This is a genomic window from Merdibacter massiliensis (genome assembly GCF_900155395.1).
In the GTDB taxonomy this organism is placed as follows: domain Bacteria; phylum Bacillota_I; class Bacilli_A; order Erysipelotrichales; family Erysipelotrichaceae; genus Merdibacter; species Merdibacter massiliensis.
Genome location: NZ_LT699722.1, coordinates 76,636 through 98,427, shown reverse-complemented (window position 1 = coordinate 98,427; position 21,792 = coordinate 76,636). Strand labels below are relative to the sequence as shown.

General features: G+C 38.3%; 20 protein-coding genes and 2 other annotated features. Of the genes, 15 read left to right on the top strand and 5 right to left on the bottom strand.

The genetic code is table 11. The annotated features are described in order from the left end of the window. Positions 1–14 precede the first annotated feature (14 nt). The 6 genes from BQ9859_RS04245 to BQ9859_RS04220 all read left to right on the top strand — a co-directional run bounded on the left by BQ9859_RS04245 (position 15) and on the right by BQ9859_RS04220 (position 5,218). The gene (locus BQ9859_RS04245) at positions 15–1,610 is read left to right on the top strand and encodes a DUF1430 domain-containing protein (RefSeq protein WP_075877030.1); all 1,596 of its coding nucleotides are present in this window, start codon (positions 15–17) and stop codon (positions 1,608–1,610) included. 34 nt (positions 1,611–1,644) lie between these two features. After that, positions 1,645–2,283, top strand: a complete 639-nt coding sequence (locus BQ9859_RS04240) for an ATP-binding cassette domain-containing protein (protein WP_075877029.1) — start codon at positions 1,645–1,647, stop codon at positions 2,281–2,283. Between the two features lie 276 nt (positions 2,284–2,559). Beyond that, positions 2,560–3,456 (top strand): MerR family transcriptional regulator, encoded by an 897-nt coding sequence (locus tag BQ9859_RS04235; RefSeq protein WP_075877028.1) that lies wholly within the window; start codon positions 2,560–2,562, stop codon positions 3,454–3,456. 144 nt (positions 3,457–3,600) lie between these two features. Further along, complete coding sequence (locus tag BQ9859_RS04230) at positions 3,601–4,113, top strand: DUF6442 family protein (protein WP_075877027.1); 513 nt, start codon at positions 3,601–3,603, stop codon at positions 4,111–4,113. Between the two features lie 111 nt (positions 4,114–4,224). Further along, positions 4,225–4,833, top strand: a complete 609-nt coding sequence (locus tag BQ9859_RS04225) for a DUF1349 domain-containing protein (protein ID WP_235846388.1) — start codon at positions 4,225–4,227, stop codon at positions 4,831–4,833. Positions 4,834–4,960: 127 nt separating this feature from the next. Beyond that, on the top strand, positions 4,961–5,218 hold the full coding sequence (locus BQ9859_RS04220) for a hypothetical protein (protein ID WP_075877026.1): 258 nt from the start codon (positions 4,961–4,963) through the stop codon (positions 5,216–5,218). A 44-nt stretch (positions 5,219–5,262) separates the two neighbouring features. Here the strand turns inward: BQ9859_RS04220 and BQ9859_RS04215 are convergent, their stop codons facing one another. Both BQ9859_RS04215 and BQ9859_RS04210 read right to left on the bottom strand, forming a co-directional pair. Continuing rightward, positions 5,263–6,237: a Gfo/Idh/MocA family protein gene (locus BQ9859_RS04215; RefSeq protein WP_075877025.1), complete on the bottom strand. Its 975-nt coding sequence runs from the start codon at positions 6,235–6,237 to the stop codon at positions 5,263–5,265. An 86-nt stretch (positions 6,238–6,323) separates the two neighbouring features. Further along, entirely contained in the window at positions 6,324–7,373 is a 1,050-nt protein-coding gene (locus BQ9859_RS04210; protein ID WP_075877024.1) for an AraC family transcriptional regulator, read from the bottom strand. Between the two features lie 143 nt (positions 7,374–7,516). Here BQ9859_RS04210 and BQ9859_RS04205 point away from each other — a divergent pair, with 143 nt between their 5' ends. Genes BQ9859_RS04205 through BQ9859_RS04195 form a run of 3 tightly spaced genes read left to right on the top strand, consistent with a single transcriptional unit; the run spans position 7,517 to position 10,804 of the window. Next, positions 7,517–8,863 carry a PTS transporter subunit EIIC gene (locus BQ9859_RS04205; RefSeq protein ID WP_075877023.1) on the top strand — a complete coding sequence of 449 codons (1,347 nt, stop codon included), beginning with the start codon at positions 7,517–7,519 and terminating at the stop codon, positions 8,861–8,863. A 2-nt stretch (positions 8,864–8,865) separates the two neighbouring features. Further along, positions 8,866–10,305: a glycoside hydrolase family 1 protein gene (locus BQ9859_RS04200; RefSeq protein ID WP_075877022.1), complete on the top strand. Its 1,440-nt coding sequence runs from the start codon at positions 8,866–8,868 to the stop codon at positions 10,303–10,305. A 1-nt stretch (position 10,306) separates the two neighbouring features. Next, positions 10,307–10,804, top strand: a complete 498-nt coding sequence (locus tag BQ9859_RS04195) for a PTS sugar transporter subunit IIA (protein WP_083662654.1) — start codon at positions 10,307–10,309, stop codon at positions 10,802–10,804. An 85-nt stretch (positions 10,805–10,889) separates the two neighbouring features. On the opposite strand, the gene BQ9859_RS04190 is transcribed toward BQ9859_RS04195, so the two are convergent. The 3 genes from BQ9859_RS04190 to BQ9859_RS04180 all read right to left on the bottom strand — a co-directional run bounded on the left by BQ9859_RS04190 (position 10,890) and on the right by BQ9859_RS04180 (position 15,905). Then, the gene (locus BQ9859_RS04190; RefSeq protein WP_075877021.1) at positions 10,890–12,620 is read right to left on the bottom strand and encodes an NADH-dependent [FeFe] hydrogenase, group A6; all 1,731 of its coding nucleotides are present in this window, start codon (positions 12,618–12,620) and stop codon (positions 10,890–10,892) included. Further along, positions 12,614–14,446, bottom strand: a complete 1,833-nt coding sequence (locus tag BQ9859_RS04185; RefSeq protein ID WP_075877020.1) for an NAD(P)-binding protein — start codon at positions 14,444–14,446, stop codon at positions 12,614–12,616. The genes BQ9859_RS04190 and BQ9859_RS04185 overlap by 7 nt, the downstream gene beginning before the upstream one ends. A gap of 139 nt (positions 14,447–14,585) precedes the next feature. Next, positions 14,586–15,905: a class II D-tagatose-bisphosphate aldolase, non-catalytic subunit gene (locus tag BQ9859_RS04180; RefSeq protein WP_075877019.1), complete on the bottom strand. Its 1,320-nt coding sequence runs from the start codon at positions 15,903–15,905 to the stop codon at positions 14,586–14,588. A 360-nt stretch (positions 15,906–16,265) separates the two neighbouring features. Here BQ9859_RS04180 and BQ9859_RS04175 point away from each other — a divergent pair, with 360 nt between their 5' ends. The 6 genes from BQ9859_RS04175 (at position 16,266) to BQ9859_RS04150 (ending at position 21,239) form a co-directional block, all read left to right on the top strand. Beyond that, positions 16,266–17,093 (top strand): HAD-IIB family hydrolase, encoded by an 828-nt coding sequence (locus BQ9859_RS04175; protein ID WP_075877018.1) that lies wholly within the window; start codon positions 16,266–16,268, stop codon positions 17,091–17,093. An 86-nt stretch (positions 17,094–17,179) separates the two neighbouring features. Next, on the top strand, positions 17,180–18,253 hold the full coding sequence (prfA, locus tag BQ9859_RS04170; protein WP_075877017.1) for a peptide chain release factor 1: 1,074 nt from the start codon (positions 17,180–17,182) through the stop codon (positions 18,251–18,253). Continuing rightward, entirely contained in the window at positions 18,253–19,104 is an 852-nt protein-coding gene (gene prmC, locus BQ9859_RS04165) for a peptide chain release factor N(5)-glutamine methyltransferase (protein WP_075877016.1), read from the top strand. The genes prfA and prmC overlap by 1 nt, the downstream gene beginning before the upstream one ends. 278 nt (positions 19,105–19,382) lie before the next feature. Then, a complete protein-coding gene (locus BQ9859_RS04160) occupies positions 19,383–20,252 on the top strand; it encodes a methionyl aminopeptidase (protein WP_075877015.1) in 870 nt (289 codons plus the stop codon). Between the two features lie 157 nt (positions 20,253–20,409). Further along, a complete protein-coding gene (locus BQ9859_RS04155; RefSeq protein WP_075877014.1) occupies positions 20,410–20,715 on the top strand; it encodes a hypothetical protein in 306 nt (101 codons plus the stop codon). Between the two features lie 50 nt (positions 20,716–20,765). Further along, positions 20,766–21,239: an S-ribosylhomocysteine lyase gene (locus tag BQ9859_RS04150; protein WP_075877013.1), complete on the top strand. Its 474-nt coding sequence runs from the start codon at positions 20,766–20,768 to the stop codon at positions 21,237–21,239. A gap of 76 nt (positions 21,240–21,315) precedes the next feature. Next, positions 21,316–21,529: a binding site (T-box leader), on the top strand. Between the two features lie 24 nt (positions 21,530–21,553). Beyond that, positions 21,554–21,767, top strand: a binding site (T-box leader). Positions 21,768–21,792: the final 25 nt, after the last annotated feature.

Here is a 21,792-nt window from a genome sequence, read left to right as displayed (position 1 = left end):
AAGTAATTCAAATAATGAATGTAAGCAATTTAAATGCTGCAGATGAACCGATTATTACTTTTTACTTGGACTCAGAAGAAAGTGCGAAAGATATAAAGAATTTTTTATTAAAATACTATACAAATGATTTTCAATTTCAAGCTGTCGGCGGATATGGAGGAAGTGAAGAATCAATTCAAAGTACATATCGGTCAGGAGAAATTTTATTTGTAATCATCTGCAGCATCATGATTACCATTTTTTTAATCATCTGTTTAATAACAAAAGACAAAAAAGAAATCTTGATCATGAGACTACACGGACGAAAGACCCTATCTATCGCGATAAAATTATATCTTCGTTTTCTAGCTATTTTATATCTGTTATTTACTATTAGTACATTTTTGCTTTTGATGTTCTTTACGGATGTATTTGATCCATACTTTTCTGATCTAATCAATGAAAACTTCAGCTATATGCTCTATGGCATGCTGCTGGTTCCAATTGTCTTACTGGCATCGGCTATTTATATCAAGACTACAACACATGTCTTAGAGTTAAAGAACAATCAATCATACAGTTTAATGAATTATGCTAATATTGGCTTAAAGATCATTATTTCTATAGTTGTTCTTTCTCCATTCATCACCACATTTAATAGATTGATTCCAAACTTACAAAAATACCAATATTTGAAGATAAACGAATCCTATTTGCGTAGTTTCTATACTTTTTCTTATTTTAATGGTTCTTCCGAAGAACTGCAAAAGATCTACGATCAGACCATCTATTTTGATATGTCCGATTATGCATATATGAACGATTATACAGCTTACAGTCTTACCGGTTTATCATTGTATGATTATCAAGGTATTGAAGAAAGTCTTCCTCTCTTGTATGTGAACAAGACATATCTGATAGAAAACAATTATCAATTCTATGATGAGGATCATAATAAAATAGATTTATCAAAGTTCAAAGAAAAAACCTACTTGATTCCTCTTGGCAAATCGGCAATTTATCGTCCGGATGATGGTACAGCCGTTTATGTGGAAAGCACTGGTGTGCACAAAAACTTACATGCAGATCAGCCGCTTTATCAAGTCAAGCAGCCTATCTTGGTTTATTATCCGAAATATACTGGCATGAATATCTATCCAAACAATGTCTTATTTTCAAATAAGAGCGGAAGTGAAATTGAAGACTTGGTTTCAAGCACAACAAATAAAAGTTTTTTGGTACATCAAATGGATGTGAATGTCAGCCGGGAACTCATAAACTGTGAAGATACAATATTAAGCTGCGCTTCAATTACGATCATCTTTATTTTGCTTTATGGCCTATTTATTATTCAGTTTTGTTACCTGTATATGGATAATTATAAAAAGGAAATTGCTATTGAATATCTGAATGGAAAATCCAAGATCGAAAGATATGGATCCATATGGCTGATCAATTTTATTATTTATGTAATAGTCATATTAGCAAGTTTGCTCTTGAACCATTATCCTATATCGATTTGTATTGAATTCTCATTACTGTTTTTTACTTTAGATACGATAAATATTCTGTTTTTTATACATAAAACTGAGAAGCATGAAATGGTACCTGCATTGAGAGGAGGAATCTAATTGAACGATACAATTATAGAATTAATTAAGGGATATTATAAAAAGATATCAGAAAGCTGTTGTTTTAGATCATTTAGATATGGATATAAAACAAGGTGATTTTATTGCCATCACAGGTTTATCTGGAAGTGGTAAATCGACATTGTTAAACATCATAGGTCTGTTGGAATCTCCCGATCAAGGCGAAATGCATTATTTTGGGCAGAAGAATATAAAGCCATTTTCTAGGAAAGCACAAAAGGTATTAAAATATCATATCGGGTATTTATTTCAAAATTACGCTCTTATAGAAAATAAAACAGTGGAATATAATTGTGATTTAGTATTTAACTTTGTTCAAAGAAAAAAAGAACGTTTTGAGAAAATACAGCGAGCTTTAAATATCGTTGGACTTTCTGGATTCGAAAATAAAAAAGTATGTCAATGTTCTGGGGGAGAACAACAGCGAATCGCATTGGCTAGATTATTAATCAAACCTTGCGATGTCATACTAGCTGATGAACCGACAGGGAATTTGGATCCGAAGAATAAAGAATTGGTATTTAAGTTATTATCAGAATTAAATAATAAAGGGAAAACGATTATAATGGTTACACATGATAATCAACTAGCAGAAAGATGTAAGATGCATTATCGATTGGAAGATGGAAAATTGATAATGTGTGAATCCTAAAAATGTAAAATATTCTTTCCATGAAGTGCACTCTATAATATGTACCTGGAATTCCCAACACAAATTATAGAGTGCACTTTACCATAGAAATCTTTTTTTCAGCAAAATCAATCTTTTGTGCCGTTTTCATCAGTGCTTCTATTTTTTTATAGAAAGTAACTGTCTGATTCAAATGAATAGTTCTTGACTGTATATATTTGAACGTAGAAAAATAGAATTTTTGTTGACCTGCACGTTACGTATAAGATTACACTTTTATTGAAGGAGAGAAGGAATATGAAGATAAATGAAGTGATCAAAGAAGTAAAGCTAAGCAAACGTGCAATAAAATATTATGAAGAAGAGGGTTTGCTAAAGGTACAACGTGACAGTAATGGGTATAGAAATTATTCGAAAGAAAATATTGAGACACTGAAAGAGATTTCCGTCTATCGAAAGTTGGGCATCTCTATCCAAGACATCAAGGAACTGCAAAAGAAAAATCAGGATCAGATTCTTTTGGATATTCTTAAAAAGAGGAAAATGGAATTATCAGAAAAAGCAGATGAAGTAAAAGCATTACAAACTTTTATCCAAACGCATAATGTGGATGAGATATATCAACTATTGGATTATCAAACAATAGCAGATGCGATGCAGGATGCTGTTCCGGGATTTGTCGGATATTATTTTATCAATCATTTTCTGCCTTATTTACAAATAAGCATAGAAACAAAAGAACAGCAGGAAGCGTTCGATAATATCGTTGATTTTTGGGATACAACAACCATTCGATTGCCATTCAGTTACAAAGTGATGGGATTTTTATTATATAAATGGATTCCCAGACCAGCTATGAATGAGATGATCAAAAAAATAGATCAGAATATGGCATACTATAAAGATATGACACCAGAAAAATATGAGAAACTGAAAAACAGAGTTGTGAAAGGTGTGAAAATACGAAACAGCATTCTATACAAATATAGTTTAGCAGGATTCACTCAGCGAAGATTGATGAAAGAATTACAAAATAAAGGTTATAATGATATTTTTATACCAAATATGATCAAACTATCTCCAAAGTATAAAGAATATCATGATGCTGTTGAAGCTGTTAATAAAAAAATTTGTGAAGAATTGGGATTGTACTATGATTCCAATTTTCAATTAGTCATGAAGAAAAAAGAGTAGCTTTTTCATTTGCATACGAGAATGCAGTAAATAGAAAACAGGCCTCTCATCAAATCATGTCAACACAGAAATGGCAAAGTAAACCTGAGGTGTGTGGAATTGACCTAAGAAATATGTTACTTTGATGACAGGGAGGCGTGAGTGATGGATCAAATCAAAATTGGCAAGTTTATTAGCAGCTGTCGAAAAGAAAAACATATCACACAGGAACAGCTGGCTGAAAGATTGAATATCAGTAAAAATGCTGTCAGTAAATGGGAACGTGGTATCTGTTTGATGGATATTCGGCTTTTAAAGCCTTTGAGTGAAATATTAGAAGTTACTGTGAATGAAATATTATCTGGTGAACATATTTCAAAAGAAAAATATATGCAGCAGGCGGAACAAAATTTTATAAAGCTGTCAAATTATAACCAGTATAAAGCAGTTTTTATGGGTGCGATTTTTTTGCTTTGTGTCATTGCCTTATTAATGATTTACTCAATGGTCGTAGGAGAAGAAACCGCAGGTTATAAGGCATTATTATCCGGGTTTAGTGCATTCACCTTTTATGCGAAATATCGATTAAATAAAGAAAGAATATTGCTAGTGTCTTGCGGACTGATGGCCCTTTCTTTCATCGCATGGATCGTTCATTTTGTTTTATCAACACTATAAATAAAGTATGAATTATTTCTGCTGTTTTGCCCGATACATAAGATATTTTTGATAAAAGTGCATCTATTTGCAGGTGCATTGTTGTAATATAGTAGATAGGGGAGTTGAGAAATGATGGATCTAAACCGATTTTATTGGATACGACAGCCAAAACAATATGAAGTAAATGAGCATTCAGTTGAAGTGATAACAAAGCCCTATACAGATTTGTGGCAAAGAACGTATTATCATTTTCGAAATGACAATGCGCCTGTTTTTCAAATGGAGACAGATGAAAAATTCTTTAGTTTTATTGTAAAAACAGATTTTCAAGATAGTCATTGCCGTTTTGATCAGTGTGGAATCGTGATGTATCTGGACAGCGAGAATTGGTTAAAAGCATCTGTTGAATATGAGAATGCTCAGTTTCAGCATTTAGGCAGTGTTGTTACCAATCTAGGATATTCTGATTGGGCAACCACTGAAATAGATGCAGGCATTCGCTCCATATGGTATCGTTTCAGCCGAAGAGAGGATGACTATTGTATAGAATGCTCCTATGACGGAATTGTCTTTCAACAAATGCGGATTTGTCATATGCACAAAGGCAATGAAACGATACGCTTTGGCATTTATGCTTGTTCACCTGAGAATTCTTCGTTTAAAGCAGTTTTTTCCAATATGCAGCTTACAGAGTGCAGATGGAAAGCTCATGACGGACAGCAGCCGGATAAAGTATAGCCCAAAAAGTTAACGTTGTGAGAAAATAATAAGTTATAATATTCTAACAAAACTATGTAAGATAAATATTCCTATTAATTAATAAAATGCTATAATCACAATGTAATGCATATAAGAGGAAATCATTATGGAAACTTTATTCGTTGTCTGCAGTACGGGTGTCATCATTGGCGCAGTATATGTTTTAAATATGTTTTTGGAAAAGAAGCATATTTGTCAGTCATTGCCAGTTCGTATTCTTATCTTTGCTCCTATATTTATCTTGTGTTTCATTATTTATACGTCAATTGCACATATAGATCTGTTTAAAACCCTGTTTGTATATCTCATTACGCAGGTTATTATATTTGTACTGCATCGTATGGGAAGATATATAATGAAATAAGCAAAAAAAGACGCAAACTTTTAGGGAGTTGCGTCTTTGTATTTTTATTGTTCTTGCGGATAATGGATCGACCATTGCTGACGTAATTGATCCATATACTGCAATACTTGCAGCGTCAGTGTATGAGGAATGAAAGAAGATTCTAGTTGATGTTCCTGAATGGCTTGCACAGCTGCGATCATTTCATATTCATATCCAGTAATTTGATCTGAAAAATCATAAGTATCGATCAGCTGGTTAGAACGGTCAAAGTGTTCGATCTTGTGAGGGTTATTGATGTTATCTACTTTTAAATAACCTTGAGAACCATAAATATAACCGTGATTGTCACTGTCTGATAGCATGGTTGCTTGCAGAGTAGCTAAATGATTATCCCATTGCATGGTGATGGAATCGATTGCATCTACACCTGTTGAAAGAGGAAGGCAGCTGCCTTCAACAGATCGCACATTGTTCGAAAATACCATCATCGCGAAATGCAATAAATAGATACCGATATCTAGCAATGCACCTCCACCGCAGGAAGGATCGACCATGCGCTGTACATCATTCAGGCGATAACCGATATGTGCATCGATGCTGTTGACATCTCCAATCAGTTGAGAGGTTTGTATATTTTGCAGAAATGCTGCTGAAGGCATGAACCTGGTCCACATGGCTTCACTAATAAAAACATTGTTCTCTTTTGCCTTTGCAAATAATTTCTGTGCTTGCTGATGACAAATAGTCAGCGGTTTTTCCACTAATACATGTTTGTGGTTTTCTATGCATAACAGCGCATGTGCATAATGCATAGTATGAATGGTCGCAATATAAATCAATTCTACATCAGGATCTTTTACTAATTCCTCATAAGAACCATAGGCTTTTGCAATATGATATTCTTGTGCAAAAGGTCTGCTTTTCTCGTAAGAAGAAGAGGCAACAGCATACAGTTCAATATTGCTGTTTTTCATCTGGATGAGTGTCGCTGCCATTGTATGTGCAATTTTTCCTGCTCCTAAAATACCGATTTTCATATCGTAATCCTCCTTTACATGGCTATTTTACAGAAACTTTTAAGAAAGGACAAGATGGTTCAGTACATCAGTTTTCTTATGAAGTGTTACCTGTTTTTGATGACAGTGGATAGTCGATATTCTTTTGGATAATAGCCGGTATATTCTTTAAACTTCCGGAAAAAGAACCCCTTATTATTATATCCGCATTGAAATACGATCGTTTCGATCGAAAGACCGGTCGTAATTAAAAGTGTTTTTGCACGATCCATACGTAAAGATATTAGATACTGCGAATACGTCATTCCAGTGTGTTTTTTTATCAGCCGGTTGAAGAAATCCGGGTTGTGATGAAAGATTTCTGTTAAGTCTTTTAGTTTGACAGAAATTAAATTTTCCTTCATATATTCGCTGACGGAATGAAATAAAGTCTCTAAATAAAGGGCATGATCACTTTTTGAAAAATGAAAATGATAACTGGTGATGCATAAGGAAAAAAGGCGGACTAAATGTCCAACACAAATATCAGCATAGCCGGGGTATTGATTCTTTGCTTCTCGATAAAAGTTGTAACAATACCATTGCATTTCTTCTGACTGTGATTTGGAAGTGCTTTGTAAATAGATATATTTATTATCCTGATTGTAAAAAAGGATACTTTTTCTTAAAAACTCTTTTAATGGACTTGTATCAATTTTTTCAAAGAAAACAGGAGTAAATACATCGTTGATGCAGGAAATATTTAATACGATACCTTCAGATTGACTTGGTAAATCGCGATGAATCGCATCTTCTGAAACAATTAACAGATCCCCTTCTTGCATGCATAAAGTTTCTCCATTGATTTCTACTTGTAAAAATCCTTCTAAAATATAACGGATCTCCATATAATTTGTTTTAAATGGAGAAAATATTTTATCGGAAAAATGATAGAGTGAAGGAGAGCCATTGGAAAACTGCAAAGCAGACATTTGTTTATTATGAAAAAAACAAACTGAGGTAGAAAACTTTTCCTGCGTTTGAAAGATGTAATATCCTTCTTTTAGAATCGTTTTTCTACCTACATCATATTTTGCATGCAGCATTTCGTTTTCATTTACAAAATGAATATTTCTACAGGATGAATATTCACTTTTTATTTCATCAAGCATTTTCATGTTTATATTTTATCATATATGAAGTCGGAATAGGTAACTAAGCAATCGAAAATGATAGCCTTTTCGTAATTGTATGAAAGGGCTTAACTCACTAAAATAAGGCATGTAAAGGAACTGCAGTCCTCGAGGAAAAGGAGATTATTATGAAATACGAAACGGAAGCAAAACAAATATTAGAGTTTGTTGGTGGAAAAGAAAATATCGTCAAAGCTACACATTGTTTTACCCGTCTAAGATTCGATTTAGTCAATAATGATAAGGCGCAATTGGAACAGTTAGATTCCATTGGAATTGTGAACAAAGCATTATTTAATAATGGACAATTACAGGTCATCATTGGCAACAAAGTGGATGAAGTATATGCTGACCTGATCAAGATAGCAGGATTATCTAGTGAAGAAATCGTAAACGAACATAAAGATCAAGATCTTGAAAAAAAGAATATCATGGATAAGCTGGTAGAAATGGTAACGCAGATCTTTATTCCTATTTTCCCGGCATTGGTAGCAGGGGGATTAAGTAAAGCGATACTGGTTGCACTGACCTTTGCGGGTATGGTAGATGCAACGACTACCACATACGGTATTCTGAACATGATCGGTGATGCAGCATTTTATTTCTTGCCAATTCTGTTAGCATATACTTCTGCAAAATACTTTAAAGCAAATCCATTTGTTGCAGTTGTAATTGCAGCTATCATGATTCATCCAAATTTTGCTACATTAGGTGATCAGATAGATTTCTTTGGATTACCTATTCAATATGTCAATTATTCAGCAACTGTTTTCCCGATTATCATTGGTGTATACATCATGTCTTGGGTCGAGAAAGGATTGAAACGCATCATACCAAAAATTGTTTCTTTCTTGTTTGTGCCATTGTTAACGATCTTTATCATGACGCCGTTGATGTTATGCTTGGTTGGACCGGTGATCAATACGATTGCGAATGCTGTTGGTAATGGTTCAGTATGGTTATTGCAGACAACAGGCATTTTTGGCGGAATTGTATTTGGCGGTGTCTATCCAATTCTGGTTTTCTTTGGTTTGCACCAAGCGATTCCACCAATTGAATTACAGCAGATTGCACAAATTGGTATTGACCCGATCTTAGGATTCTGTGCAGTCGGCAATGCGGCTGTTGCCGGAACGACGTTGATGATCGCAATCAAGAGCAAGCGGGAAACGATGAAATCATTGGCTTCTACAAGTGCTTTTTCAGCAATCATCGGTATTACGGAACCTGCTTTGTATGGTGTGGTTAGTAACTATCGCAATGCCTTTATTTCTTGCTTTGTTGGCGGTGCAGCAGGAGGAATCATCATTTCCTTGTTTGGTGTAGTTGGTATCGGTATTGGACCTGTTCCGCTGGCAGGAATCGCATTGTTCTTAGGTGATAAATTCTTGTATTATGTATTAGCTATCGTTGTTTCTGTTATTGTTTCCATGATCACTCTTGCAGTTCTTGGATTAAAAGAAGAGAAGGAATAAATATGAAATTTCCAGAGCATTTTTTGATTGGCGGTTCTGTATCTGCTAATCAAATTGAAGGCGGATGCAGAGAAGGCGGCAGAGGTCTCTCTGTTTGGGATGTTTTCCAGTTTGATGAAAAAGTAAAAAACGGATGTTTCGAATTACCTTATGAAACAATAGTAAAAGCTGCACAAGATCGTAACGATGCATTATATCCGAAACGCAGAGGTATTGATTTCTATCATAATTATAAAAAGGATATACAGCTTTTTGCGCAAATGGGATTTCGAGTATTTCGAATGTCCATTGCATGGTCCAGGATATTTCCTACAGGAGAAGAAGAGGTTCCCAATCCAGAAGGGCTTCAATTTTATCGAGACGTTTTTCATACCTTGCGGGCGAACGGCATTGAACCGTTAGTAACGATGTCTCATTTTGATCTGCCTTTAGCCCTATCTTTAAAATACAACGGATGGGAAGACAGAAAACTGGTCGATCTGTTTGAACGTTACGGGAAATGCATCTTAGATGCTTTTCATGAAGAAGTCAAATATTGGATCACGTTCAATGAAATCGATGCTACTGTGCATATTCCTTATGTGGGTGCCGGTATGATCAAAGAAAAGACAAGCGATGAAAAACAAGCTTGCTGGCAGGCATTGCATCATCAATTTGTGGCAAGTGCAAAAGTCATTCAATATGCGCATGCACATTATCCGGATATAAAGATTGGATGCATGTCTACAAAAAATCTGAAATATGCAAAAACTTGCAAACCAGAAGATAACATGCAGTGTTTGTTGGAAACATTAGAAGATACTTCTTATACAGATGTACAAGCTTTTGGCAGTTATCCTCCTGCACTTTTAAATAAATGGAAGAGAGAAGGAATATCTGTTCATTTTGCAAAGGATGATCAGGAAACACTGAAACAGGGCACAGTTGATTTTATTTCGTTTAGTTACTATGCCAGTCTTGTAACAAGCGCGGGAAGAGAAGAAAAAGATCTAAGCAACAGCAATCTATTGGTAGGTGAAAAAAATCCATACTTAAAGCAGACACAATGGGGATGGCAAATAGATCCGATAGGACTGCGTTATTCGTTGAATCAAATGTATGATCGATATAGAAAACCGGTATTCGTAGCAGAAAATGGTCTTGGTTATAATGATACTGTAGAAGATGGAAAAATTCATGATGATTATCGAATTGAGTATGTACGCGACCATTTGCGACAGGTCATGCTTGCCATCAATGAAGATGGCGTGGATTGCTTTGGCTATACGTATTGGGGCTGCATTGATATGATTGCCGGCTCTACCTCTCAGATGAAAAAACGATATGGATTCATTTATGTGGATCAAGACGATCATGGAAATGGGACAAAAGAAAGAATCAAGAAGGATAGTTTTGCATGGTATAAGAATGTGATTGAAACAAATGGAGCGTGTTTAGACTAATATGCGTTTATTTAAAAGGAAACAACCGGATGAAAAAATAAAAAGGATGCCAGATGATGCCGTTTGCGCACCTGTTACGGGAGAAATGATTCCTGCAAGCAATATCGCTGATCCTGTTTTCAGTACTGAATGCATGGGACAGACCATTGGATTTGAACCGTCCAATGATACAGTAGTGGTTCCTGTAAATGGAACGGTAACGGCCCTGTTTCCAAGCGGACATGCATTTGGCGTAACAACAAAAGAAGGAAATGGCTTTTTGGTCCACATAGGCATCGATACAGTTAATTTGCAAGGGAAAGGTTTTCATCCTTATATTAAGCAGGGAGACTTTGTTTATGCAGGGCAGACTGCTGTAAAAGTGGATGCTGATTTTATCCGTAAACAAGGCTATTCAATGACAACGATGCTAGTCGTGACAGAAAAAGCAGTTGATGATTACAAAGTAGATTATATTGATTGTGGACCAGTTGTCAGCGGACAAAGAATTAATCGATAAGGAGCCTGCATTAAATGAAAAAAGAAAATACCTATCTAATTCTAGTTTTTACTATGATCAGATAGGTATTTTCATATTTCCAAGATTACTTTGTTTGATACAACGGCATTTGCCAAGCATCATGATCTGTGTGCAGCAGCTGTTTTGCTAATGGCGACAACGGCTTACCTAGAAACTCTGAATAAAGAATTTGAATAGCCGGGTTTTCATGAGAGAAGCGCAACTTCGAATTTCCATCTAAATGATATAAAACCTGTGCACGGTCCTTTGCCAGTTCCACGCCTTCATGAATTGGCTGTCCGCCGCCTCCGCTGCATCCTCCTGGACAGGCCATGACTTCTATGAAATCATAGGCAACTTCTTTACGGCGTAATGCCTGCATGAGTTTTCGTGTATTGCCTAATCCGCTCACTATAGCACAGCGTATTTCTTTGCCATCCATCTGAAAAGTAGCTTCTTTCCATCCTTTCATGCCGCGTACATGGGAGAAAGCGTCCGGATCTGCATTTTGATTGGTCGCAAAGTAATATGCACTGCGCAACGCTGCTTCCATTACACCGCCGCTGGCTCCAAAGATCACGCCGGCACCGCTGGCGGTACCAAGCGGGTCATCGAGCGGATCATCTTTTAAATAATTTACATCAATGTGTTCAGCTTTGATCATTCTGCTGATTTCTCTTGTGGTCAAAACGACATCAACATCGCGATAACCGGAATCATTCATATTTGGAAGATCGATTTCCTGTTTTTTGGCTACACAAGGCATGATCGAAATATTGTAGATCTTAGAAGGATCGACCCCGATCTTTTCTGCAAACCAGGTTTTCGTGATCGTTCCAAACATTTGATGGGGTGATTTTGCAGATGACAAATGATCTGCCATATCAGGGTATTGTGATTTAAGAAACCGCACCCATCCTGGACAACAAGAAGTAAACATTGGCAGGTGTTGTTGCTGTTTGAACCGCTCCAGGAATTCACTAGCTTCTTCCATGATAGTTAAATCTGCCGCAAAGTCTGTATCAAATACATAGTCTGCCCCCATCTTCCGTAGAGCATCTGCTAATTTTCCAATGGTTGCTTCTTCCCTAGGCAAACCAAGTGATTCTCCCCATGCAGCGCGTACAGCCGGTGCAATCTGTACGATCGTGATTTTATCTGGATCGCTGAAAGCATCAAAAACGCGTTCGCTGTCCTCACGCACGTGTAAGGCATTGACAGGACAATGCGTGATGCATTGCCCACACAAACTGCATTGTGCTTCTTCAATATTGCGGTTGAAAGAAACATTGACCGTTGTCCTGGATCCGGTTTTTTGAACATCCCAAACCTGCAGATCCTGCACTTTATCACAAATCTGGATACAACGCATACATTTGATGCATTTGTTGCTTTCTCTAATCAAAGGAAAGTTCTTGTTCCAAGGGATATACGTAACTTTTTTTTCAAAAGGAAGAGAAGTAATTCCCAGGTCATTGCTGATTTTTTGTAATTCACAGTTGCCGCTTCGGGAACAATAAGCACATTCACAATCGTGCTGGGACAATAATAATTGTACATTGCATTTTCTTGTTGCGCGTACTTTAGGAGAGTTTGTATAAATGACCATTCCATCCTGTACAATGGTGTTGCACGCAGTAACAAGTTTGTCTTTCCCCTCTAGTTCGACCACGCAGATGCGGCAGGCACCAATCTCGTTGATATCTTTCAAATAGCATAAATGCGGTATTTGGATATGCGCTTTTTGAGCAGCTTCCAAAATCGTGACAGACTCTTCCGCTGTTATTTTTTGTTGATCGATCGTAATGGTTACCATTTGGTTGTTCGACCTCCTTTGAATATGCCAAAGCCAAAGTGATCGCACCGCAAGCAGCGCCCGCATTCCTGCTGGACTTCTTGTTGACTCATACCATGTTCGATCAAATCGAAATCTTCGTTTCTTTGCGTGGATCCTCTTTCTTTTAATTGGACACGTCCGCATTTTGGACGGTCTGCATAGTTTGCTGCCGGAATGGCTACATCGCAAGCGATGATATGATGAAAGCCTAGATATTCATCGATATTGGCTGCAGCTACTTTACCGGCTGCAATGGCACGAATGACAGTAGCGGGACCAGTAACACAATCCCCTCCTGCAAAGATTCCCGCTTTATTTTCTACTCCGGAAGAATCTAAAGCATCAATGGCTCCGTGACGGATCGGGACACCTTGTTCTTCAAAATGCTGAGACTCGATCCCCTGTCCGATGGCAACGATGACAATATCGCAGGCTATCCGCTGTTCGCTCGTTTCGGCATCTTTTGGGGCAGGTCTTCCTCCACGATAAGTGGAGATGACTTGCGGCTGCACCCAAAGTGCACATACACGATTTTCGTGATCCAATTCGATGCGTTTTGGTGCCTGTAGTTGCAATAATTCACAACCTTCAGCCAAAGCTCCTTCTACTTCTTCAGGTAAAGCAGTCATGTCTTCTTTTCTTCTTCGATAAGCAATGCCGACATAACTTGCTCCTAGTCGAAGACTGCTTCTGGCAACATCCATTGCAACATTTCCGCCGCCAATTACAAGTACGCGCTTATCTGTAAAGTCTGGCAACTGATCATCACCAATATTTCGCAGCATGGTAACGGCAGATATGACATTTTCACCTTCTTCACCAGGAATACCGACCTTTTTATCGTTCTGTGCTCCAATTGCCAGATAGACAGCATCGTATTGCTTATCTAGCTGGGCCAGCGTAATATCTTTTCCAATATCGATTTCGGTATGCGTCTCAACACCGGTAGATAGGATGATTTGAATTTCTTCATCTAACCGTTGTCTTGGTAAACGATAATTCGGAATACCATAGCGCAGCATGCCGCCTAATTGTTTTCTTTTTTCAAATACGACGCTTTGATGGCCCATCAGCTGCAGATAATAGGCTGCGCTCAAACCTCCTGGTCCGCCTCCGACGATGGCAACGCGTTTACCTGTAGCAGGCGCACATTTTTCTGCTGGTACATTTCTTGCGTGGTCAACGGCATAACGTTTGATACCGCGTATATTGATGGGATCATCTAACATGTTTCTACGGCAGCGTGCTTCACAAGGATGTTCACAAATGAAGGCACATACGGCAGGAAACGGATTGTCTTTTCGAATCAAACGGACAGCATCTGCATTTCTTCCTTCTTTTACCAAAGCGATGTATCCCGGGACATCAACGCCCGCAGGACATAAGGAGACACAAGGTACAGGCTGATTCAGGCTGGCCGTACATCTTCCATATAATATGTGTTCCTCATAATCATCGCGAAATCCTCTGACACCTTTTAATATCATCTCTGCTGCTTCATAGCCGATGGCACAGTCTGCACTCCATGAAATCGATTGGGCTGTTTTTTCAATAAGATCAATTGTATCAAGCGATGCTCTGCCTTCTAAGACATCTTCCAATAGTGACTGCAGCTGTGCAAGTCCAACACGGCAGGGCACGCATTTTCCACAAGTTTGCGCATGGCAAAGTTTTAAAAAAGCACTGGCCATATCCACCGGACACAGCCCCGGTGGACTGGCTATGATTCTTCTTTCGAGATCTTTATAAAGATCTTCAATGACACGCTGAGCTTTCGTAGCGGTCATGATCGTGAGTCTGCTCATATCTCCCTCCTAATCATTCTATGATAGCGTTTACACTAACTACAATATAACATGAAAAGAAGTGTTTGTGAGAAGGAAACAAATGAATTTCTTTTCGTTGTATATAAAAAAATGCCGGTGCATACCGGCATTCTAATCATTAAAACAACTTTTCCTGGTGGGAAGCGTACAAATATTCATCAATAGTGTATTTGATACGATCTTTGATCAATGCTTCCGGATCATTCTCTAAGACACCTTCGCGCACTTTTGTGTATTGCAGCGGCATGAATTGAGATAAAACAGCAAGTGAAACACCATATTTACGTAAGTTGCTTAATAGTTTGTCTTTTGCTGCTTCTACTTCAGGTACCGGCATATAATAACGGCTGCGGTCAGAGAAAGAGAACTTGCGTTTGAACCATAATTCATCATCATCTCCATGGTAATGCTTTTTCCAGTTCTTTGGTTCTGCTAACATAGCTTGATCCAATACATCAATAAAATGAGACTGTTCTTCTTCTTTTCCGTGCATGATCATTTCTTCCATATAAGCAAGGGCAAATAAAGCTTCACGCATTGCATAAGTCAATGCTGGTCCAACTTTTAAGATGCCGACACCATCTTCGATCAGCTCTTTTAATTTGTATTTCGTCTGATAATCTGTTGAATGTCCTTCAAATACAAGATTTGGGAATTCTTTGATGCTGGCCATCAATTCTGCTGCTTTTGCTCGATCATATTCTGTACATCCGGCATCTTTTTCTTCTACACCAGGCTGTACGACGCAAGCGATCACATCTTTCCAAGTTTCTTCAAGACCTTCATTTTTAAATGCTTTTTCAAAGGCTGCAACTGTTGCTTTAAAATCTTCTACACGTGTAACCTGCATACCGGCATTTGGATCTTGTGCACCGCCTGGAATTGGAACTTCACTACCTACGATGTAAACAGGACGAATGGCTGCAGGATCCGTTTTCAGCAGTTCCTGATATGTATCTTCGCAGACACGAGCCAATTCTGCACCGCGGCGGGCGATCGTTTCATCGCTTAAACGAACATTTGGATCATCATCAGCAACTTTCATGCTTGTATCGATATGAATTTTGGTAAATCCAGCTGCGACATAGCAACGTACCAATTCACGTGCATCTGCCATTGCTTCTGCTTCTGGTTTGGATGCAAAAGTTAAAGGACCTAAATGATCTCCGCCTAAGAAGATGCGATTAGTAGGGAATCCAACTTTTTCAGCAATCTCATGCACGAAGTTGCGGAAATCAACTGGTTTCATTCCTGTGTATCCGCCATTTTGATCGACCTGATTAGCTGTAGATTCGATCAGGACACAGGAATTGTCACGTTTTGCACATTCGATTGCAGCTTCAATTACATAGCTGTTTGCACTGCAGGCAGAATAGATTCCAACAGCTTCACCTGCTTTTTGCTTTGCGATAATTTGCTTTAAAGGGTTTTCGTTCATATGAATACCTCTTTGTTTTATTCAAAAAGTTCCACTTCTTTTGAATAAAACATCTATCCTTTCTTTTTATTAGAAGCCAACAGTCGTTTTCTAGTTCTGGAGAGTGGAAATCTCCAAGCATAGCTATAAAAAAGGATAAGTTTTCTTAATTGGGTGTATGAAAGAAAACGCTGTACGGCTGATTTCCCTGGATCTTCCGATATTTGGGAATCAATAATAGTATAGCATTTTTTTACGATAGAAAGAAGAAAAGAAACGGGAAAACGAATAGATCTGTGCTTGTCATGGTTAGAGGGATCGATAGAAAATCAAGTAAAAATATGCTACGATTTTTGTGTGAAAAGGATGGAGGTCATAATTATGCACATCAAGACACTTGTTTGTGATTTGGATGGTACTTTGCTTGCCCCGGGAGGGGGCATTCGTCTGAGCGATACAGTTGCTGATGCATTAATCTCTTTACAAAAAAAAGGAGTTACTCTTGTTTTAGCATCTGCACGTATTTTTCAAGGCATCCTTCCGATTGCATTGCAATTGCAGATGGATCATTATCAGGGATATATCATTGCTCAAAATGGGACGATGGGATATGATGTAGCAAATAAAAAAGTGTTGTTTCTACATGACATAAAGAAAGAAGATAGTTTGTTTCTTTGGAATACAGCTGTACAGCTTCGACTTGATTTTGCTATTGCACAGCCATCTTATATGATTGCCAGTGGCTATAGCGAAGGTTTTTATTTAGACCATAAAAATTGTGAGATCGATTATTTGATCACCGACCGGCCGTCTATTTATGTAAAAGATGAAATTTGGAAATGTGCTGCTTCACAAAAGAAAGAGATACTGGATACAGCTTTTATACCTTTTCAACAAGAAGTAAACGGGAGATATCCATATCAACTTGTTCGCAGTACGGATACGATCATTGATATCGTGAAGGAAAAATGCACCAAGGAAAACGGTTTACAAGAATTGTTTGCTTTGACCGGTCAAAGTTTTGCGACAACAGCGGCTATCGGAGATGGCAATAGCGATGCAAAGATGATTCAGCACAGCGCTTATGGGGTGACTTTGGAGAATGGAAGTGCACTTTGTAAACAATATGCAAAACAAATTGTTCCTTCCTACCGGGAAGAAGGATGTCTGTCTTTATTTCAGGCCTTGTTAAATGCGAAAAAAGCATAGAATCATCAGAAAATCCTCTTTTCCAAAGTGCTGAGGCATGATATAGTATAAAAGCGAAATTATGGTTTTTTAAAGGAGGTAGTAAGATGAGTGTAATGATTGAACGATTAGAAGGCATGGTCAACCGCTATAATGAGATCACCGATTTGATGATGATGCCAGAGATTACCTCAGATAGTAAACAACTTGCAAAATTAGGACGTGAACAGGCAGAATTGACGCAGGTAGTAGAAGCATACACGGAATATAAGAAAACAGCAGAAGCATTGGAACAAGCGAAAGCGTTGTTAAATGAAGATGATAAAGAATTACGTGAAATGGCAAAATTGGAAGTAGAAGAATTAGAACCTAAACAAGAACAGCTTCTTTCCCGTTTGGAAGTATTATTGATTCCAAAAGATCCAAACGATTCACATAATGCGTTCTTAGAGATCCGCGGTGCTGCTGGAGGAGATGAAGGAAACATCTTTGCGGGAGATCTATACCGCATGTACACAAAATATGCTGAATCCAAAGGATGGCGTGTCGAAACGATCGAAATGGACGAAAGTGAAGCTGGCGGCTTTGCGCTGGTTTCCTGTAAGATCAGCGGAGATGGGGTCTATGGGCGTTTGAAATTTGAATCCGGCAGTCATCGTGTACAACGTGTGCCTAAGACAGAAAGCCAGGGACGTATTCATACTTCTACAGCAACAGTTTTGGTAACACCAGAAGTAGAAGCGGAAGATTTCGAAATTGATATGAATGATCTAGAAATTGAAACCATGCGTTCCAGCGGTGCCGGAGGGCAGCACATCAACAAAACTGACTCTGCTGTACGTATCGTGCATAAACCGACAGGAATCGTTGTCAAATGCCAGGATGGACGTTCACAACACGAAAACAGAGCTACTGCACTCATGACGATTCGTTCCCGTGTTTATGAAGAACACCAAAGAAAGTTAGAAGAAGAACAAGGTATCGAACGCCGTTCAAAAATCGGAACAGGCGATCGTGCAGAAAAAATTCGTACGTACAACTATCCACAAAATCGTGTGACAGATCATCGAATCGGCTTTACGATCCAACAACTAGACCGTGTGATGGAAGGCCGTTTGGATGATATCTTAGATGCTTTGATCGAAGCAGATCAACAGGCAAAATTGGCAGGAGAAAAGTAATGGCAAGTTATCGACAAGTATTACGAGATGCCAAAGAACGCTTGTATGAAGCAAACCAGGGAGAACAAGCTGCACAGTTATTGATGCTAGAGCTGGCAAATATGCAGGCACACAATCTCTATATGGAATATGATGAAGAAGTGCCAGATGATCTCTTGGCATCTTTTGAAGAGGGCATTCGGCGCATGGAACAAGGGGAGCCTTTGGGACATGTTTTAGGATTTGAATGGTTTTACGGATACCGTTTTAAAGTGAATGGCGATGTATTGATCCCTCGTCCGGAAACAGAGGAATTGGTAGCGAATATTTTGGCTGCATATGATGAATATTTTCCTGATCAGGAAATCGATGTGATCGATGTAGGTACAGGCAGCGGTGCCATTGCGATATCTTTGTGCAAGGAAGAAAGCAATCTGCATGTGACGGCAAGCGATATTAGTGAGGCAGCAATTAAAGTTGCAAAAGAAAATGCAATATCCAATGAAGCGGATGTTCAATTTTTGGTTGGGGATATGCTGCAGCCGTTTATCGATCATGCGATACACTGCGATATCTTAGTTTCAAATCCGCCTTATATTCCTGCACATGAACAGATGGAGCATAGTGTTGTAGATTATGAACCGCATGTTGCTTTGTTTGGCGGTGAAGACGGATTGAAATTTTATCGGGAGATTTTTGCAAATGCACATCGTGTATTGAAAGAAAAAGCAATCTTAGCTTTCGAAATGGGATATGATCAAGGGGAACGTTTGTCCGCTCTGGCCAAACAGTTTTTTCCACAAGCCAGAATTGAAATCATAAAAGATCTTAGCGGGAAAAATCGAATGTTGTTTATATATTGCGGCCTTTAAAAAATTCACAGAACTGTCACAAAAACAACACAATCGAATGCTATGCTTAAATAGCAACAGTGTGTATCTGTCTTGTCTTTGTCAAAAGAGCATGCTGTTGCAAAGCTTGTTGCAGGATGGACCTCTATCCCTAATATCAACTTTTTCATTTCATCCTGTAGCAGAGAAGCCATATGCACCCACCATATGGCTTCTTTTTTGCTTTGCATGCGAAGGAGAGTTGAAAGGGAAGCGTTTATTTCAACTTTGTGTTATAATCATAAAATGAGGGTGATAATATGAAAATACAGAGAAATTCTCGTTGCTGGTGTGGAAGTGGAAAGAAATATAAACACTGCCATGAAAAATGGGATGACCGATATAATATCTTGAAATTAGAAGGGCATTCCATGCCGGCTCGTTCCTTGATCAAGAGTCCGGAAGATCTGCGATTGATAAAAAAAGCAGCGGATATCAATAATGGTGTATTGGATATGGTGAGCGAGCGAATCCATGTAGGAATGACAACAGAGGATATCAATACACTGGTGCATAATTACACCATAGAGCATGGCGGTATTCCGGCTCCATTAAATTATGAAGGATTTCCTAAAAGCGTTTGTACTTCTGTTAATGATGAAGTATGTCACGGTATTCCAAGCAAAGATGTGATCTTGCAAGAAGGAGATATCGTCAATGTAGATGTTACAACGATCTATAAAGGGCATTACGCAGATGCATCCCGTATGTTCATGATCGGAGATGTTTCGCCGGAGGCAAAACGTTTAGTAGAAGTAACAAAGGAATGTTTGCAGATCGGATTAGATGCAATCAAACCTTGGGGCCATGTTGGCGACATTGGTGCAGCAATCATGGAACATGCACATAAAAACGGTTATACCGTCGTTCGTGATTTTGCAGGGCACGGTGTAGGCAACGGGTTTCATGAAGATCCGATCGTTCCGCATATAGGAATGAGGGGTACAGGTATGGTATTAGCACCTGGCATGGTGATCACGGTAGAACCGATGATCAATGCCGGAGGATGGGAATTGTTCATCGATGAAGACAACGGCTGGACGGCCTATACTTGTGATGGATCATTAAGTGCACAATGGGAACATACGATCTATATCGGAGAACATGGTGTTGAAATCATTGCCTATTAATGTTTATAGTTGTTAAGAAGAGAATCTGTTCTCTTCTTTTTTGATATAAAAAGAAGATTTGTAAGACAATGAAAGAAGATGAAAAAACAACGGCGATTTGTCATTGTATTGTAAACATGCTATAATCGTAAGAGAAAACGAAAAGGAGTTTTGCATTATGGAGAAATGGAGTGTTGAAAAATACTGTGAACGTCTACAAGCCATGAAGTGTGAGGCACACGATAAATTGTGGCTTTATATCGAAGTGAATGCAAAAGATTTTATGAATGAATGTGAACCGGGGGTAAAAAATTTAAATGCATGCTGCAAAGCAATGTTGTCAAAGATGTTGGAAGGCGATAATTTTATCGTTGAACCAAAAAATCGAAGCAAATGTGCAGGTACATTGACGGTTCGCTATTATGTAGATAATTTGAGTCCAGAACGCCGTACATATGCACAGGCGATGGCTGATCAAAATTAGGTATGTAAAGATCCGCAGTTGCGGATCTTTTTATGAAGGAGCAAAAGAAGATGGAAAAAATAAAAAGTTTTTGTGTAGATCATGATCGTTTAGAAAAGGGCATGTATGTTTCGCGGATAGATGGAGATGTCATAACGTATGATTTGCGTATGGTGAAACCAAATCAAGGCGGATATTTAGAAAATGCGGGATTGCATACGTTTGAACATTTGTTTGCTACTTATGTGCGAAATTCAAAAATGAGTGAACAGATCATTTATGTTGGTCCAATGGGATGCCGGACAGGTTTTTATTTATTAACAAGGGATACTATGTCCAAGGAACAAGCTCTCTTGTTGGTAAAAGAGACTTTAGCTTTTATTGCAGAATTCAAAGGAGAGATTCCAGGCGCTTCCTGCAGCAAAGAATGTGGAAATTATTTAGATCATGATCTGCACAAGGCAAATTACTACGCAAAAGAGTATGCAGCAGTTTTAAAAGATTGGACAGTTGAGCAGATGGACTATGATCATGCCAATGAATGAAAACATTTTCAGAAACAAATTGATATTTTTTCAAAAAATTAGTTGCATTTTATAAAAAAGGCACGTATAATACTAACAAGAAACAAAGAAGAGAAGAAGTAATCATACGGCGTTTGCTAGAGAGCCTGCGGGTGGTGGAAGCAGGTAAACAAAGGTGATGAACGTGTCTTGGAGTTGCATTCTCGAAACAAAGTGAGGGAATGGCCGTAAAACCTGCGTTAAAGGTCGAGGGTCCATATGGGAGAGCCATATGGGAAGTAAGGTGGTACCGCGTATTGAACGTCCTTGTCTGATAACAAGGACGTTTTTATATAAAAAAAACAAGGAAGAGAAGAAGTAATCATACAGCGTTTGCTAGAGAGCCTGCGGGTGGTGGAAGCAGGTAAACAAAGATGATGAACGTGTCTTGGAGTTGCATTCTCGAAACAAAGTGAGGGAATGGCCGTAAAACCTGCGTTAAAGGTCGAGGGTCCATATGGGAGAGCCATATGGGAAGTAAGGTGGTACCGCGTGATGAACGTCCTTGTCTGATGACAAGGACTTTTTTGATAGA